Origin of the sequence: Pseudomonas sp. A1230 (assembly GCF_044218825.1) — a bacterium.
GTDB classification, from domain to species: domain Bacteria; phylum Pseudomonadota; class Gammaproteobacteria; order Pseudomonadales; family Pseudomonadaceae; genus Aquipseudomonas; species Aquipseudomonas iridis.
This window is the reverse complement of sequence record NZ_CP162582.1, coordinates 3,852,708-3,868,039: the sequence shown is the minus strand read 5'-3', so window position 1 is coordinate 3,868,039 and position 15,332 is coordinate 3,852,708. Positions and strand designations below refer to the sequence as shown.

The 15,332-nt window shown below is 58.5% G+C and carries 18 protein-coding genes; 17 read left to right on the top strand and 1 reads right to left on the bottom strand.

Annotated elements, in window-relative coordinates:
- Positions 1-9: 9 nt before the first annotated feature.
- From tgt to AB4P97_RS18055, 5 genes are all read left to right on the top strand, one after another.
- Positions 10-1,125 carry a tRNA guanosine(34) transglycosylase Tgt gene (gene tgt, locus AB4P97_RS18075; protein ID WP_162184604.1) on the top strand — a complete coding sequence of 372 codons (1,116 nt, stop codon included), beginning with the start codon at positions 10-12 and terminating at the stop codon, positions 1,123-1,125.
- Positions 1,126-1,168: 43 nt separating this feature from the next.
- Positions 1,169-1,507 (top strand): preprotein translocase subunit YajC, encoded by a 339-nt coding sequence (gene yajC, locus AB4P97_RS18070; protein ID WP_007916913.1) that lies wholly within the window; start codon positions 1,169-1,171, stop codon positions 1,505-1,507.
- A gap of 64 nt (positions 1,508-1,571) precedes the next feature.
- On the top strand, positions 1,572-3,440 hold the full coding sequence (gene secD, locus AB4P97_RS18065; RefSeq protein WP_042560937.1) for a protein translocase subunit SecD: 1,869 nt from the start codon (positions 1,572-1,574) through the stop codon (positions 3,438-3,440).
- 9 nt (positions 3,441-3,449) lie between these two features.
- Positions 3,450-4,364, top strand: coding sequence for a protein translocase subunit SecF (gene secF, locus AB4P97_RS18060; RefSeq protein WP_042560936.1), 915 nt, complete (start codon positions 3,450-3,452; stop codon positions 4,362-4,364).
- A gap of 121 nt (positions 4,365-4,485) precedes the next feature.
- The gene (locus AB4P97_RS18055) at positions 4,486-5,034 is read left to right on the top strand and encodes a glycine zipper 2TM domain-containing protein (protein WP_042560935.1); all 549 of its coding nucleotides are present in this window, start codon (positions 4,486-4,488) and stop codon (positions 5,032-5,034) included.
- Between the two features lie 250 nt (positions 5,035-5,284).
- Here AB4P97_RS18055 and suhB read toward each other — a convergent pair whose 3' ends face one another.
- Positions 5,285-6,103 (bottom strand): inositol-phosphate phosphatase, encoded by an 819-nt coding sequence (gene suhB, locus AB4P97_RS18050; protein ID WP_008084666.1) that lies wholly within the window; start codon positions 6,101-6,103, stop codon positions 5,285-5,287.
- A 145-nt stretch (positions 6,104-6,248) separates the two neighbouring features.
- Here suhB and trmJ point away from each other — a divergent pair, with 145 nt between their 5' ends.
- The 12 genes from trmJ to rlmN all read left to right on the top strand — a co-directional run bounded on the left by trmJ (position 6,249) and on the right by rlmN (position 15,329).
- The gene (gene trmJ, locus AB4P97_RS18045; protein WP_008084663.1) at positions 6,249-7,019 is read left to right on the top strand and encodes a tRNA (cytosine(32)/uridine(32)-2'-O)-methyltransferase TrmJ; all 771 of its coding nucleotides are present in this window, start codon (positions 6,249-6,251) and stop codon (positions 7,017-7,019) included.
- 3 nt (positions 7,020-7,022) lie between these two features.
- Positions 7,023-7,799 carry a serine O-acetyltransferase gene (cysE, locus tag AB4P97_RS18040; RefSeq protein WP_025109222.1) on the top strand — a complete coding sequence of 259 codons (777 nt, stop codon included), beginning with the start codon at positions 7,023-7,025 and terminating at the stop codon, positions 7,797-7,799.
- A 237-nt stretch (positions 7,800-8,036) separates the two neighbouring features.
- Positions 8,037-8,528, top strand: coding sequence for a Fe-S cluster assembly transcriptional regulator IscR (iscR, locus tag AB4P97_RS18035; protein ID WP_042560933.1), 492 nt, complete (start codon positions 8,037-8,039; stop codon positions 8,526-8,528).
- A gap of 47 nt (positions 8,529-8,575) precedes the next feature.
- Positions 8,576-9,790: an IscS subfamily cysteine desulfurase gene (locus tag AB4P97_RS18030; protein ID WP_047303011.1), complete on the top strand. Its 1,215-nt coding sequence runs from the start codon at positions 8,576-8,578 to the stop codon at positions 9,788-9,790.
- A 100-nt stretch (positions 9,791-9,890) separates the two neighbouring features.
- The gene (gene iscU, locus AB4P97_RS18025) at positions 9,891-10,277 is read left to right on the top strand and encodes a Fe-S cluster assembly scaffold IscU (RefSeq protein ID WP_042560931.1); all 387 of its coding nucleotides are present in this window, start codon (positions 9,891-9,893) and stop codon (positions 10,275-10,277) included.
- 34 nt (positions 10,278-10,311) lie between these two features.
- On the top strand, positions 10,312-10,635 hold the full coding sequence (gene iscA, locus AB4P97_RS18020) for an iron-sulfur cluster assembly protein IscA (protein ID WP_003227904.1): 324 nt from the start codon (positions 10,312-10,314) through the stop codon (positions 10,633-10,635).
- A gap of 8 nt (positions 10,636-10,643) precedes the next feature.
- The gene (gene hscB, locus AB4P97_RS18015; RefSeq protein ID WP_042560930.1) at positions 10,644-11,165 is read left to right on the top strand and encodes a co-chaperone HscB; all 522 of its coding nucleotides are present in this window, start codon (positions 10,644-10,646) and stop codon (positions 11,163-11,165) included.
- A 51-nt stretch (positions 11,166-11,216) separates the two neighbouring features.
- Positions 11,217-13,082, top strand: a complete 1,866-nt coding sequence (gene hscA, locus AB4P97_RS18010) for a Fe-S protein assembly chaperone HscA (RefSeq protein WP_261735970.1) — start codon at positions 11,217-11,219, stop codon at positions 13,080-13,082.
- Complete coding sequence (gene fdx / locus AB4P97_RS18005) at positions 13,082-13,423, top strand: ISC system 2Fe-2S type ferredoxin (protein WP_042560928.1); 342 nt, start codon at positions 13,082-13,084, stop codon at positions 13,421-13,423. Before hscA ends, fdx begins: the two co-directional genes overlap by 1 nt.
- A 14-nt stretch (positions 13,424-13,437) precedes the next feature.
- A complete protein-coding gene (gene iscX / locus AB4P97_RS18000) occupies positions 13,438-13,638 on the top strand; it encodes a Fe-S cluster assembly protein IscX (RefSeq protein WP_042560927.1) in 201 nt (66 codons plus the stop codon).
- Between the two features lie 88 nt (positions 13,639-13,726).
- Positions 13,727-14,152: a nucleoside-diphosphate kinase gene (ndk, locus tag AB4P97_RS17995; RefSeq protein WP_042560926.1), complete on the top strand. Its 426-nt coding sequence runs from the start codon at positions 13,727-13,729 to the stop codon at positions 14,150-14,152.
- A 28-nt stretch (positions 14,153-14,180) separates the two neighbouring features.
- Positions 14,181-15,329 (top strand): 23S rRNA (adenine(2503)-C(2))-methyltransferase RlmN, encoded by a 1,149-nt coding sequence (rlmN, locus tag AB4P97_RS17990; RefSeq protein WP_042560925.1) that lies wholly within the window; start codon positions 14,181-14,183, stop codon positions 15,327-15,329.
- The last annotated feature ends 3 nt before the right edge of the window (positions 15,330-15,332 follow it).

Here is a 15,332-nt window from a genome sequence, read left to right as displayed (position 1 = left end):
ACCTGTCGTATGTCGTTCGAGCTGCTTGCCACCGATGGCAAGGCCCGTCGTGGTCGTCTGACCTTCCCGCGTGGCACCGTCGAGACTCCGGCCTTCATGCCGGTCGGTACTTACGGCACGGTCAAGGGCATGTTGCCGCGTGACATCGTCGCCACCGGCGCGGAAATGATCCTGGGTAACACCTTTCACCTGTGGCTGCGTCCTGGCACCCAAGTGATCAAGGAGCACGGCGACCTGCACGATTTCATGCAGTGGAAGGGCCCGATCCTGACCGACTCCGGTGGCTTCCAGGTGTTCAGCCTCGGCGCCATGCGCAAGATCAAGGAAGAGGGCGTGACCTTTGCCTCTCCGGTCGACGGCGCGAAAGTGTTCATGGGGCCGGAAGAGTCGATGCAGGTTCAGCGCGATCTCGGTTCCGATGTCGTGATGATTTTCGACGAATGCACGCCGTACCCGGCTGACGAAGATGTCGCCCGTGTGTCGATGGAGCTGTCGTTGCGCTGGGCTCAGCGTTCGAAGAATGCTCACGGCGAGAATACCGCTGCACTGTTCGGCATCGTCCAGGGCGGCATGCACCAGGATCTGCGCATGCGCTCGCTTGAAGGTCTCGACAAGATCGGCTTTGATGGCCTGGCCATTGGCGGTCTGTCGGTGGGCGAACCGAAGCACGAGATGATCAAGGTGCTCGATTATCTGCCGGGCATGATGCCGGCTGACAAACCTCGTTACCTTATGGGCGTTGGCAAACCGGAAGATCTGGTTGAGGGTGTGCGCCGCGGTGTGGACATGTTCGATTGCGTGATGCCAACCCGTAATGCCCGCAACGGGCATCTGTTCATTGATACAGGCGTGCTGAAGATCCGTAACGCGTTCCATCGCCATGATGAATCGCCGCTCGATCCGACCTGCGATTGCTATACCTGCCAGAACTTCTCCCGCGCTTATCTGCATCACCTGGACAAGTGCGGCGAAATGCTGGGAAGCATGCTCAATACCATCCATAACTTGCGCCATTATCAGGTGCTGATGGCTGGTTTGCGCGAGGCTATTCAACAGGGTACATTGGCCGCCTTTGTCGATGCCTTCTACGCCAAACGCGGGCTCCCCGTTCCGCCTTTGGACTGAGTTTTCTGACCCCAAGATTCAACATTTGCAACTGGAGTGCTAAATGAGCTTTTTTATCTCTAACGCCATGGCTGACGCTGCTGCACCGGCTGCTGCAGGCCCAATGGGCGGCGGCTTCGAGTGGATTTTCCTGGTCGGCTTCCTGGTCATCTTCTACCTGATGATCTGGCGCCCACAGGCCAAGCGCGCCAAAGAGCAGAAAAACCTGCTGAGCAGCCTGCAGAAGGGCGACGAAGTGGTCACCACCGGCGGCATCGCCGGCAAGATCACCAAAGTGGCCGATGACTTCGTGGTTCTGGAAGTTTCCGACACCGTGGAAATGAAGTTCCAGAAAGGCGCCATCGCCGCCACGCTGCCAAAAGGCACGCTGAAAGCGATCTAAGGTTCCAACTTCTACTCAATCGACGGGGCGCGCAAGGCGCCCCGCGTTCATAACGGGCGGCGTGATGCTGAACAAATACCCTCTGTGGAAATACATTCTGATCCTGGCGGTGCTGGCGGTCGGTCTGATTTATTCCGCTCCCAATCTTTATCCTGATGACCCGGCCATTCAGGTCAGCGGCGCCAGCACGGCACTGCAGGTCAATCAGGCCGATCTGGATCGCGTAAGCACCGCGCTGAAAGAATCCGGGATCAACGTCAAGGCTGCCACGCTGGCGGCGAACGGCAAGGGCGGTCTGATCCGTCTGACCAAGGCTGAAGATCAGCTGCCGGCCAAAGACGTTGTGCGCAAGGCATTGGGTGATGACTACGTCGTCGCGCTGAACCTGGCACAGACCACCCCGCAATGGCTGCGCAACCTGGGCGCGCACCCGATGAAGCTGGGTCTGGACTTGTCCGGTGGTGTGCACTTCCTGCTGGAAGTGGACATGGATAAAGCCCTCGATGCACGCCTGAAAGTCTACGAAGGCGACGTCAAGAGCCTGCTGCGCAAAGAGAAGCTGCGTTATCGCAGTCTGCCGCAGCTCAATGGTGCCATTCAGCTGGGCTTCAGCGATGAAGATTCCCGCGAACAGGCCCGTGCGCTGATCCGCAAGAACTTCAACGATTTCGACATTGTTCCGGCCGACCTCAATGGTCAACCGGTGCTGCGTCTGGCGATGACCCCGGCCAAGCTGGCGGAAATCCGTGAATACTCCATCAAGCAGAACTTGACCACGGTACGTAACCGCGTCAACGAGCTGGGTGTTGCTGAACCGATCGTCCAGCGTCAGGGCGCCAACCGCATCGTGGTTGAGCTGCCGGGCGTGCAGGACACTGCCGAAGCCAAGCGTATTCTCGGCAAGACGGCCAACCTTGAGTTCCGTCTGGCTGCAGAGCCTGGCGCTTCGAAAGCCACTTCCGAAACTTTCGAGTTCCGTGAAGGCAATCGTCCTTCGGCGCAGATCGAGCGCGGCCTGATCATCACGGGTGACCAGGTAACCGACGCCAAGGCTGGTTTCGGCGAGCACGGCACGCCTGAAGTGAACATCCGTCTGGATGGTCACGGTGGCGAGCTGATGAGCCGTGCGACCCGCAGCAACGTCGGTCGCAGCATGGCTGTGATCTTCATTGAGCAGCGTCCGGTCACCACTTACACCAAGCAAATGGTGAATGGCGTCGAAAAAGACGTCGCGGTGCAGACGTTCAAGGAAGAGAAGAAGATCATCAGCCTGGCGACCATCCAGTCGCCGCTGGGTGCTCAGTTCCGTATCACTGGCCTGAACGGTCAGGGTGAGTCGTCCGAGCTGGCGCTGCTGCTGCGTGCCGGCGGTCTGGCGGCTCCAATGTACTTCGCTGAAGAGCGCACAATCGGCCCGAGCCTGGGTGCTGACAACATCACCAAGGGTATCGATGCGTCGTTGTGGGGCATGTTGTTCGTGTCTCTGTTCATCATCGCGATCTATCGCTTCTTCGGCATCATCGCCACTGTCGCTCTGTCGGTGAACATGGTGTTGCTGCTGGCGCTGATGTCGCTGCTGGGTGCAACGCTGACCCTGCCGGGTATCGCCGGTATCGTCTTGACCATGGGTATGGCGGTCGACGCCAACGTGCTGATCTTCTCGCGGATACGTGAAGAGATCGCCGCGGGCATGTCCGTGCAGCGCGCAATCAACGAAGGCTTCGGCCGGGCATTCACCGCGATTCTCGACGCCAACCTGACCACTCTGTTGGTCGGCGGGATTCTCTTTGCGATGGGCACAGGCCCGGTCAAAGGTTTCGCAGTGACCATGTCCCTCGGGATCTTTACCTCGATGTTCACGGCCATCATGGTGACCCGCGCAATGGTCAACCTGATCTTCGGCGGACGTGACTTCAAGAAGTTGTGGATTTAAGGGGCTGCCATGTTACGTACAATCAACTTCATGGGCGTTCGCAACTTCGCGTTCGGCGTCACAGTATTCCTCACCCTGCTGGCTATGTTCAGTGTCGTCACCAAGGGCATGAACTGGGGTCTGGACTTCACCGGCGGTACGCTCATCGAGCTGACCTACGAGCGTCCGGCCGATGTCACCAAGGTGCGCGAGCAGCTGGTGAGTTCGGGTTACCACGAAGCCATCGTGCAGAGCTTCGGTGCGACGACTGATCTGCTGGTGCGGATGCCGGGTGAAGACCCGCAGCTGGGCCATCAGGTCGCGGAGGCGCTGCTGAAGGTTGGCGGCGACAACCCGGCGATGGTCAAGCGTGTCGAGTTCGTCGGCCCGCAGGTCGGTGAAGAGCTGCGCGACCAGGGTGGCCTCGGCATGCTGCTGGCGCTCGGCGGCATCCTGATCTACCTGGCTTTCCGCTTTCAGTGGAAATTCGCGGTCGGCGCTATCGTTTCGCTGATCCACGACGTGATCGTGACCATCGGTATCCTGTCGTTCTTCCAGATCACTTTCGATCTGACAGTACTGGCAGCGGTGCTGGCGATCATCGGTTACTCGCTGAACGACACCATTGTGGTATTCGACCGGGTTCGTGAGAACTTCCGTGTACTGCGCAAGGCAACGCTGATCGAGAACATCAACATCTCGACCACCCAGACCCTGCTGCGCACCATGGCGACGTCGATTTCGACCTTGCTGGCGATCGCTGCGCTGCTGTTCTTTGGTGGCGACAACCTGTTCGGCTTCTCGATTGCCCTGTTCATCGGTGTTCTGGCGGGTACTTACTCGTCGATCTACATCGCTAACGTGGTGCTGATCTGGCTGAACCTGACGACCGAAGACCTGATTCCACCGGCTAACACCGAGAAGGAAGTCGACGACCGTCCATAAACGGCCATCGTTTTTCCAGTAGTCAGCCAAAAAAGGCGCGAGTTGAACTCGCGCCTTTTTTTATGCTCCAAGGCTGGGAGAAGCGCGGGCCCGTCCCGCATGTGATGGTCAGGAGGTTCATGTGAACAAGTCGTTGCTGGTTGGTGCGGTATTGGGTGCTGTCGGTGTGACTGCCGGGGGTGCTGTTGCCACCTACAGCCTGGTTAAAAGCGGCCCTGAGTATGCGCAAGTATTAGCCGTTGAACCGGTCAAGACACAGATCAAGACGCCACGTGAAGTGTGCAAGGACGTAGCAGTGACCCGGCAGGCGCCGGTCAAGGATCAACACCAGATTCTCGGTACCGCCATCGGTGCCGTAGCGGGTGGCTTGCTGGGTAACCAGATCGGCGGCGGCAACGGCAAGAAGATTGCCACTGTGGCCGGCGCGGTCGGTGGCGGTTATGCCGGTAACAAGGTTCAGGAAGGTATGCAGGGTCGTGACACCTACACCACGACACAGACTCGCTGTAACACCGTAAACGACATCAGTGACAAGGTTGTCGGTTACGACGTGCGTTACTCGCTGGATGGCAAGGAAGGCAAAGTGCGTATGGATCGTGATCCGGGCAACCAGATTCCGGTCGACAAGGAAGGCAAACTGGTCCTGTCGCAGAATGAGCCAGGTCAGTAACGGCCTGGTCGTTTAAAGAGAAGCACCCTTCGGGGTGCTTTTTTTGTGCCCGTATTCTTGTCAGCCGACGGATCTGTCGGTGATCACCTGATACCCAATGTAGGAGCTGTCGAAGGCTGCGATCTTTTGATCCTGTTTTTAAAAACCAGAATCAAAAGATCGCAGCCTTCGGCAGCTCCTACAGGGGGAATGTTGAATTTCAGGCATAAAAAAGCACCCCGAAGGGTGCTTTTTTCATTTCGCGAAAAGCTTAGCGCTTCAGCGAAGCCGGTAGGTGCGGCTGGATCGCCGTCAGCACTGCCTTGAAGCATTTGGTGTTGCCGGCAACGATGTGGCCTTTTTCAAGGAAGTCGTGACCACCGGTGAAGTCGCTCACCAGGCCGCCAGCTTCTTGAATCAGCAGGGCGCCTGCAGCCATGTCCCACTCGGACAGGCCCGACTCCCAGAATGCATCGAAACGACCGGCAGCCACATAAGCCAGGTCGAGGCTTGCCGAGCCAGCACGGCGGATGCCGGCGGTCTGGCCAACCAGAGCGCGGAACATGCCCAGGTAGTTCTCGAGGTTGTCCATCTGGTCGTCACGGAACGGGAAGCCAGTGCCCAACAGGGCGCCGTCGAGGCTGGTGCGACCGCTGACGCGCAGGCGGCGACCGTTCAGTTGAGCGCCGCGACCACGGCTGGCGGTGAATTCTTCCTGGCGAACCGGGTCCAGAACAACAGCGTGTTCCAGGCGACCGCGATATTTGCAGGCGATGCTGACAGCGAAGTGAGGAATGCCACGCAGGAAGTTGGTGGTGCCGTCCAGCGGATCAATGATCCACAGGTATTCTTCGCCTTCGATACCGGTACCGGCGTGCATGCCGGTCTCTTCGCCACGGATCGAGTGGTTCGGGTAAGCCTTGCGCAGCGCGTCGATGATTTTCTGCTCGGCGGCGCGGTCCACCTCGGATACATAATCCTTGGCGTCTTTTTCGTCGACCTTGATGGTATCCAGGCGCTCGATGGAGCGGAAGATCAGTTCACTGGCGCTGCGGGCGGCGCGCAGCGCGATATTCAGCATGGGCTGCATGGATGTGTCACCTAAGGTTGTTAAAGAAAGCCGCGCATTCTATCAGAACTTTTCTTCAGGTGAAGGTCGCTGTTCGCTTTCATAGCTTAACGGTAGGCTGTTCTGTAAGATTTGCACCCCTTTCCTGTGTCCGAGAGCGCCTCCCTTGCTGCAGAACATTCGTGTCGTCCTGGTCAATACCAGCCACCCCGGCAACATCGGCGGGGCCGCGCGCGCCATGAAAAACATGGGTCTGTCGCGCTTGGTGCTGGTCGAGCCGCGCCTGTTTCCGCACCACGAGGCCGATGCTCGCGCCTCCGGTGCCGGTGACATCCTTGAAAATGCCCAAGTCGTCGCCACTCTTGAAGATGCCTTGGTCGGTTGCAATCTGGTGCTTGGCACCAGTGCTCGTGACCGCCGTATCCCCTGGCCGCTGCTGGATCCGCGCGAATGCGGAACCAAAGTGGTTGAGGAGGCCGGGCAAGGCGCGGAAATCGCTTTGGTGTTCGGTCGTGAAGATTCCGGCCTGACCAATGACGAGCTGCAGCGATGTCACTTTCACGTGCATATCCCCTCCGATCCTGAGTTCAGTTCGCTGAATCTGGGGGCGGCGGTGCAGGTGTTGAGCTATGAAGTGCGTATGGCCTGGCTGGCGGCACAAGGTCAGCCGAGCAAGATCGAGAAAGAAGAAGTGGCCTCGGTGAAAAGCGCCGAGCTGGCGACCATGGATGAGCTTGAGCGATTCTATGAGCATCTGGAGCAGACGCTGGTCGCTATCGAATTCCTCGATCCGGAAAAACCGCGGCACTTGATGGCGCGCCTGCGCCGGTTGTACGGACGCAGCTCGGTCAGCCGGGCGGAAATGAATATATTGCGTGGCATCCTCACGGAAACCCAAAAAGCGGCCCGTGGTGAGCTTCTAAAGCGGAAGGACTGAATGATGTTTGAGCGTTTGCGTGAAGATATCCAGAGCGTATTCCATCGAGACCCGGCGGCGCGTAACGCTTTTGAAGTCCTGACCTGCTACCCCGGCATGCACGCCATCTGGATTCATCGATTGGCAGGCATGCTCTGGCGCAATGAGCTGAAATGGCTGGCGCGATTGGTGTCGAACTTCGGTCGCTGGTTGACCGGGATCGAAATTCATCCGGGCGCCAAGGTCGGTCGGCGTTTTTTCATCGATCACGGTATGGGGATCGTCATTGGCGAAACCGCCGAGATTGGTGATGACGTGACCATTTATCAGGGTGTGACCCTGGGTGGCACGAGCTGGAACAAAGGCAAGCGTCACCCGACACTGGGCGACGGCGTTGTCGTGGGCGCTGGCGCCAAGGTGCTCGGCCCGTTCACGGTCGGTGCCGGTGCCAAGGTCGGCTCCAACGCGGTGGTGACCAAAGAAGTACCGCCGGGCGCTACAGTCGTGGGCATTCCGGGTCGAATCATCGTCAAATCCGATGAGGAGCAGGACGCCAAGCGCAAGGCCATGGCCGAGAAGATCGGTTTCGATGCCTATGGTGTCAGCGAAGACATGCCCGACCCGGTGGCGCGCGCCATCGGTCAGTTGCTCGACCACCTGCAAGCGGTGGACGGGCGGCTGGAAGGTATGTGCGGCGCATTGAAGGATCTGGGCAGTAATTACTGTGCGAAAGATCTGCCTGAGCTGCGCGAAGAAGACTTCGCCTGCGTGAAGGGCAAGGATCAGAGTCAGGCCAGCTAAACCGCACCGCTGCTGTCGCGAGCAGGCTCGCTCCCACGGGGGATTGCATTCCAGTGTGGGAGCGAGCCTGCTCGCGAAGAACGGTAACGCGGTACCTCTGGCTGTTAACGGCCTGCCTTTGCTATGATGCGCGCGCTCTTTCGCGGGTAAACCCGACTAAAGCACTAGGTCTTATAGTTGACTTAAATACTCGGGAATTGCATACTCGCCCCATTCTGAACTCCGTGGTAATTGTCCATGCGACTGACTACAAAAGGCCGATACGCCGTGACCGCCATGCTTGATCTGGCGTTGCACGCGCAGCACGGGCCGGTGTCCCTGGCCGATATCTCCGAGCGCCAAGGCATTTCCCTGTCCTATCTCGAACAGCTTTTTGCCAAGCTGCGCCGCAGTAACCTGGTTTCCAGCGTTCGCGGTCCGGGTGGTGGCTACCAGTTGTCCCGCGACATGCAGGGCATTCAGGTCGCCCAGGTGATCGACGCGGTGAACGAATCGGTCGATGCCACCAAGTGCGGGGGGCAGGGTGATTGCCATTCCGGCGACACTTGCCTGACACATCATCTGTGGTGCGATCTGAGCCTGCAGATTCACGAATTTCTAAGTGGTATCAGCTTGGCTGATCTTGTGACTCGCCGTGAGGTGCAAGAAGTAGCCCAGCGTCAGGACCAGCGCCGTTGCAACAGCAAGGCGCAACGCCTGGACAAGATTGAAGCGTCCGCCGTCGAATGACAGCCGTAGAGCCAGCGGCACGCCAGCCCTGATTTAGGAGATAGTCCATGAAATTGCCGATTTACCTTGATTACTCTGCGACCACACCGGTCGATCCGCGCGTTGCGCAAAAAATGAGTGAATGCCTGCTGGTCGACGGAAACTTCGGTAACCCGGCGTCCCGTTCCCACGTGTTCGGCTGGAAAGCTGAAGAGTCCGTCGAAAACGCCCGTCGTCAGGTGGCCGATCTGGTCAATGCCGACCCGCGTGAAATCGTCTGGACCTCCGGCGCCACCGAGTCCAACAACCTGGCGATCAAAGGTGCGGCACATTTCTACGCCTCCAAGGGCAAACACCTGATCACCACCAAGATTGAGCACAAGGCTGTCCTCGACACCATGCGCCAACTGGAGCGTGAAGGTTTCGAAGTGACCTACCTCGAGCCGCAGACCGATGGTCTGGTGACTCCGGCAATGATCGAAGCCGCGCTGCGTGAAGACACCATTCTTGTGTCGGCGATGCATGTGAACAACGAAATCGGCACCATCAACGACATCGAAGCCATCGGCGAGATGCTTCGCGCCAAAGGCATCCTGTTCCACGTTGACGCTGCTCAGTCCACCGGCAAGGTCGACATCGATCTGTCGAAACTGAAAGTCGACATGATGTCGTTCTCTGCCCACAAGACCTACGGCCCTAAAGGCATCGGCGCGCTGTACGTGAGCCGCAAGCCGCGTGTGCGCATCGAAGCGACCATGCACGGCGGCGGTCATGAGCGCGGCATGCGTTCCGGTACTCTGGCGACCCACCAGATCGTCGGCATGGGCGAAGCGTTCCGTGTGGCCAAGGAAGACATGGCTGCTGAAAACGTGCGCATCAAAGCCCTGAGCGACCGCTTCTACAAGCAGGTCGAGCATCTGGAAGAGCTGTATGTCAACGGCAGCCTGACTGCCCGCGTTCCGCACAACCTGAACCTGAGCTTCAACTACGTTGAGGGCGAGTCGCTGATCATGGCGCTCAAGGATCTGGCGGTTTCGTCCGGTTCGGCGTGCACCTCGGCATCGCTTGAGCCTTCGTACGTACTGCGCGCCCTGGGCCGCAACGACGAACTGGCACACAGCTCGATCCGCTTCACCTTCGGCCGTTTCACCACCGAAGAAGAAATCGACTACGCCGCGCAGAAAGTCTGCGAGGCCGTTACCAAGCTGCGCACTTTGTCGCCGCTGTGGGACATGTACAAAGACGGCGTCGATATCTCGAAGATCGAGTGGGCGGCACACTAAATATAGAAGCCGCCAGATACAGATCCTGTAGCGACGCGGCGACTGACGCAGCGCAGCTACAGGGCCTCAAGAGCGGCCCTGATGAGTGAGGATTAGAACCATGGCTTACAGCGAAAAGGTCATCGACCACTACGAAAACCCGCGTAACGTCGGCAAGATGAATGCCGAAGACCCGGATGTCGGCACTGGCATGGTTGGCGCACCAGCGTGCGGCGACGTGATGCGTCTGCAGATCAAGGTCAACGATCAGGGCATCATCGAAGATGCCAAGTTCAAGACCTACGGCTGCGGTTCGGCAATCGCCTCCAGCTCCCTCGCTACCGAGTGGATGAAGGGCAAGACCCTGGACGAAGCGGAAACCATCAAGAACACCCAGCTGGCCGAAGAACTGGCCCTGCCGCCAGTGAAGATTCACTGCTCGGTACTCGCTGAAGACGCTATCAAGGCGGCTGTTCGCGATTACAAGCAGAAGAAAGGCTTGATCTGACTTTCAGGATTTGGCGACGAGTAAGGAGTCACCGATGGCTATCAGCATGACAGAAGCGGCTGCTCGACACGTGCGGCGCTCCCTCGACGGGCGCGGCAAGGGTGAAGGGATTCGTCTGGGTGTTCGCACCACAGGTTGTTCCGGCCTTGCCTACGTGCTGGAGTTTGTCGACGAGGTGGTTGCAGAGGATCAGGTGTTCGAAAGTCACGGCGAAAAAGTGATTATCGACCCGAAAAGCCTGGCTTACCTGGACGGCACCGAGCTCGATTTCGTCAAGGAAGGGTTGAACGAAGGCTTCAAGTTCAACAACCCCAACGTACGCGGTGAGTGTGGCTGCGGCGAAAGCTTCAACATCTGAGGCTTGTCGTGGGTACTCCTTGTCATTTCGCTTTATTCGAGCTGCAACCGAGCTTCCGTCTGGATCTCGAGCAGTTGGCCACACGCTACCGTGAGTTGGCGCGTGGTGTTCATCCTGACCGCTTTGCCGATGCTTCCGAGCGCGAGCAGCGGTTGGCGCTTGAGCAATCTGCCGGCCTCAACGAGGCTTATCAGGTGCTCAAGAGCCCGCCCCAGCGTGCGCGCTACCTGCTGAAGGTCAGTGGGCATGAAGTGCCGATGGAAGTCACGGTCCATGATCCCGAGTTTCTTTTGCAGCAGATGCAATGGCGCGAAGAGCTCGAAGACCTCCAGGACAGTGCCGATCTCGACGGCGTCGCGGTGTTCAAGCGTCGCTTGAAAGTGGCCCAGGAAGAACTCAACGAAAGTTTTGCAGCCTGTTGGGACGATGCAGCGCAACGTGATCAGGCCGAACGCCTGATGCGGCGCATGCAGTTCCTCGACAAGCTGACCTACGAAGTGCGCCAGTTAGAAGAGCGCCTCGACGATTAACCCAGTGCCGCTCCGGTCGCACGCCTGATATACAGATAAGTCCTGATCACGATGGCCCTACTGCAGATCGCCGAACCCGGCCAAAGTCCTCAACCGCACCAGCGTCGCCTGGCTGTGGGGATCGACTTGGGTACTACCAATTCGCTGGTCGCTGCGTTGCGCAGTGGTCTTTCCGAGCCGCTGGCCGACGCAAACGGGCAGGTCATCCTGCCGTCTGCCGTGCGTTACCACTCCGACCGTGTCGAAGTCGGCGAGTCGGCCAAACTGGCTGCCGCTTCCGATCCTTTGAACACTGTGCTGTCGGTCAAGCGCTTGATGGGTCGTGGTCTTTCCGACGTCAAGCAATTGGGCGAGCAACTGCCATACCGCTTTGTCGGCGGCGAATCGCACATGCCGTTCATCGATACCGTGCAGGGCCCGAAAAGCCCGGTCGAAGTCTCCGCCGAAATCCTCAAAGTGTTGCGCCAGCGTGCTGAAGCGACCTTGGGTGGCGAACTGGTTGGCGCGGTGATCACCGTTCCGGCGTATTTCGACGATGCTCAGCGCCAGGCCACCAAGGATGCGGCCCAATTGGCCGGTCTGAACGTGCTGCGCCTGCTCAATGAGCCGACCGCGGCCGCTGTGGCTTACGGTCTGGATCAGCACGCCGAAGGCCTGGTCGCGATCTATGACCTGGGCGGCGGCACTTTCGATATATCGATTCTGCGTCTGACTGGCGGTGTGTTTGAAGTTCTCGCCACTGGCGGCGATAGCGCGCTGGGCGGCGATGATTTCGATCATGCGATTGCCAGCTGGATCATCGAGAGCGCGGGCCTGTCCGCCGATCTCGATCCAGGCGCGCAACGTAATCTGCTGCAAACCGCTTGCGCGGCCAAAGAAGCCCTGACCGATGTGGCCAGTGTTGAAGTTGCCTATGGCGACTGGAAAGCACAGCTGACCCGCGAAGCCTTCGATGCGCTGATCGAGCCGATGGTCTCGCGCAGCCTGAAAGCCTGCCGCCGTGCTGTTCGTGATTCCGGCATCGAGCTGGAAGACGTGCATGCCGTGGTCATGGTCGGCGGTTCGACTCGCGTCCCGCGCGTTCGCGAAGCGGTTGCCGAAGCCTTTGGTCGTGAGCCGTTGACCGAAATCGACCCGGATCAAGTGGTGGCCATCGGTGCCGCGATCCAGGCCGATACGTTGGCCGGCAACAAACGCGATGGCGGCGAACTGCTGCTGCTCGACGTGATTCCGCTGTCCCTGGGGCTGGAAACCATGGGCGGTCTGATGGAGAAGGTGATTCCGCGCAACACCACCATCCCCGTCGCCCGTGCTCAGGACTTCACCACTTATAAAGATGGCCAGTCGGCAATGGCGATTCACGTGCTGCAAGGCGAGCGTGAGTTGATCAGTGACTGCCGCTCGCTGGCGCGTTTCGAATTGCGTGGCATTCCAGCGATGGTCGCGGGTGCGGCGAAGATTCGCGTGACCTTCCAGGTCGACGCTGACGGTCTGCTCAGCGTTTCCGCCCGCGAACTCGGTTCGGGCGTTGAGGCGAGCATTCAGGTCAAGCCTTCCTACGGTCTGACCGACGGCGAAATCGCCAAGATGCTCAAGGACTCGTTCCGGCACGCCAATGACGACAAGGTCGCTCGCGTTCTGCGTGAACAGCAAGTCGATGCCCAGCGTCTGATCGAAGCCGTGCAGGGTGCTCTTGAGGTGGATGGCGAGCGTTTGCTTGACGCCGAAGAGCGCATGGTTATCGACCTGCAATTGCAGGAACTGGCCGAACTGATGAAAGGTACCGATGGTTACGCCATCGAGCAGCAGACCAAGCGTCTGTCGCAAGTGACCGATGCTTTTGCTGCCCGCCGCATGGATTTGACGGTGAAAGCCGCTCTGTCAGGGCGCAATCTGAATGAAATCGAGGATATCTGATGCCGCAGGTCATTTTTCTGCCCCACGACAAGTTCTGCCCTGAGGGTATGGTGGTCGAGGCTGCGCCCGGCACATCGATTCTTGAACTGGCCCACGAACACCACATCGAGATGGAAAGTGCTTGTGGCGGCGTCTGCGCCTGCACCACTTGTCACTGCATCATTCGCGAGGGTTTCGACTCGATGGAAGAGGCTGACGAGCTGGAAGAAGACTTCCTTGATCGTGCCTGGGGTCTGGAAGCGCAATCGCGACTGGCCTGTCAGGCTATCGTGGGTGAGGAAGACATCACCGTCGAGATTCCGAAATATTCGCTTAACCATGCGGCCGAAGCGCCGCACTGACTGGTAAGACTGTCATGAGCTACGGTTGGAATGATGTTCAACGTATTGCAGAAGAACTGGCCGAGGCCCACCCCGGTATCGATCCGTATTCTGTAGGTTTCGTCCGTCTGCAGCAGATGATCATGAATCTGCCTGACTTTGATGACACCTCTGGTCGCGTTGGCGAGAAAGTACTGGAAGCGGTTCAGACGCTCTGGGCCGAAGAATTGGACTGATCGTCCTCGCAGGTTAGGCAATACCCAAGAACCCGCGTATAATTCGCGGGTTTAATTTTTCACAAATTACCGTTTCTGGAGTTACACCATGGCTGTTCAACGCACTTTCTCCATCATCAAGCCTGACGCTGTTGCAAAAAACGTCATCGGCGAAATCACCACTCGTTTCGAAAAAGCCGGCCTGCGCGTTGTAGCTTCGAAACTGAAGCAGCTGTCCAAAGCTGAAGCTGAAGGCTTCTACGCTGAGCACAGCGCTCGTGGTTTCTTCGGCGACCTGGTTTCCTTCATGATCTCCGGTCCTGTTGTTGTTCAGGTTCTGGAAGGCGAAAACGCTATCGCTCTGAACCGTGAGCTGATGGGCGCTACCAACCCTAAAGAAGCTGCTGCCGGTACCATCCGCGCTGATTTCGCTGATTCCATCGACGCCAACGCTGTTCACGGTTCGGACTCCGAAGCCGCAGCTGCTCGTGAAATCTCGTACTTCTTCGCAGCTACTGAAGTAACCACTCGCTAAGCATTGGCTTAAGAGTGAAGGTGAATCCATGACTACATCGACTGTTAAAACCAACCTGCTGGGTCTGACCCAGCCGGAAATGGAAAAATTCTTCGACTCAATCGGGGAGAAGCGTTTCCGTGCCGGTCAGGTAATGAAATGGATTCACCACTTTGGCGTCGATGATTTCGACGCCATGACGAACGTCAGCAAGGCCTTGCGCGACAAGCTCAAGGTTATTGCCGAGGTCCGTGGTCCCGAAGTTGTCAGCGAGGACATCTCCACCGACGGCACCCGTAAGTGGGTAGTGCGCGTGGCGTCCGGCAGCTGTGTCGAGACCGTATACATTCCCCAGGGCAAACGCGGCACGTTGTGCGTTTCGTCCCAGGCAGGCTGTGCCCTGGACTGCAGTTTCTGCTCCACCGGCAAGCAAGGCTTCAATAGCAACCTCACCGCCGCCGAAGTCATCGGTCAGGTGTGGATTGCCAACAAATCTTTCGGCAGCGTCCCGGCGACCGTCGACCGTGCCATCACCAACGTGGTGATGATGGGCATGGGTGAGCCGCTGCTGAACTTCGACAACGTCGTCGCCGCCATGCATCTGATGATGGATGACCTCGGCTACGGGATCTCCAAGCGCCGCGTGACCCTGTCCACGTCGGGTGTGGTGCCGATGATCGATGAGCTGTCCAAGCACATCGACGTATCCCTGGCGTTGTCCCTGCACGCACCGAATGACGCATTGCGTAACCAATTGGTGCCGATCAACAAGAAATATCCGCTTAAGATGCTGCTCGAGTCGTGCCAGCGCTACATGTCGTCCCTGGGCGAGAAGCGCGTGCTGACCATCGAGTACACCTTGCTCAAGGACATCAACGACAAAGTCGAACATGCCGTTGAGATGGTCGAGTTGCTGAAAGACATTCCATGCAAGATCAATCTGATTCCGTTCAACCCGTTCCCGCACTCCGGGTACGAGCGGCCTAGCAACAACGCTATCCGCCGGTTCCAGGATCAACTGCATCAGGCAGGCTTCAACGTCACTGTGCGCACCACCCGTGGTGAAGACATCGACGCGGCTTGTGGACAATTGGTAGGGCAGGTGCTGGATCGCACCCGTCGCAGCGAACGTTACATTGCCGTGCGGGAATTGAACGCCGACGGCGATCTGGCGCAGAACGCCGCGAATACAAACTAAGAG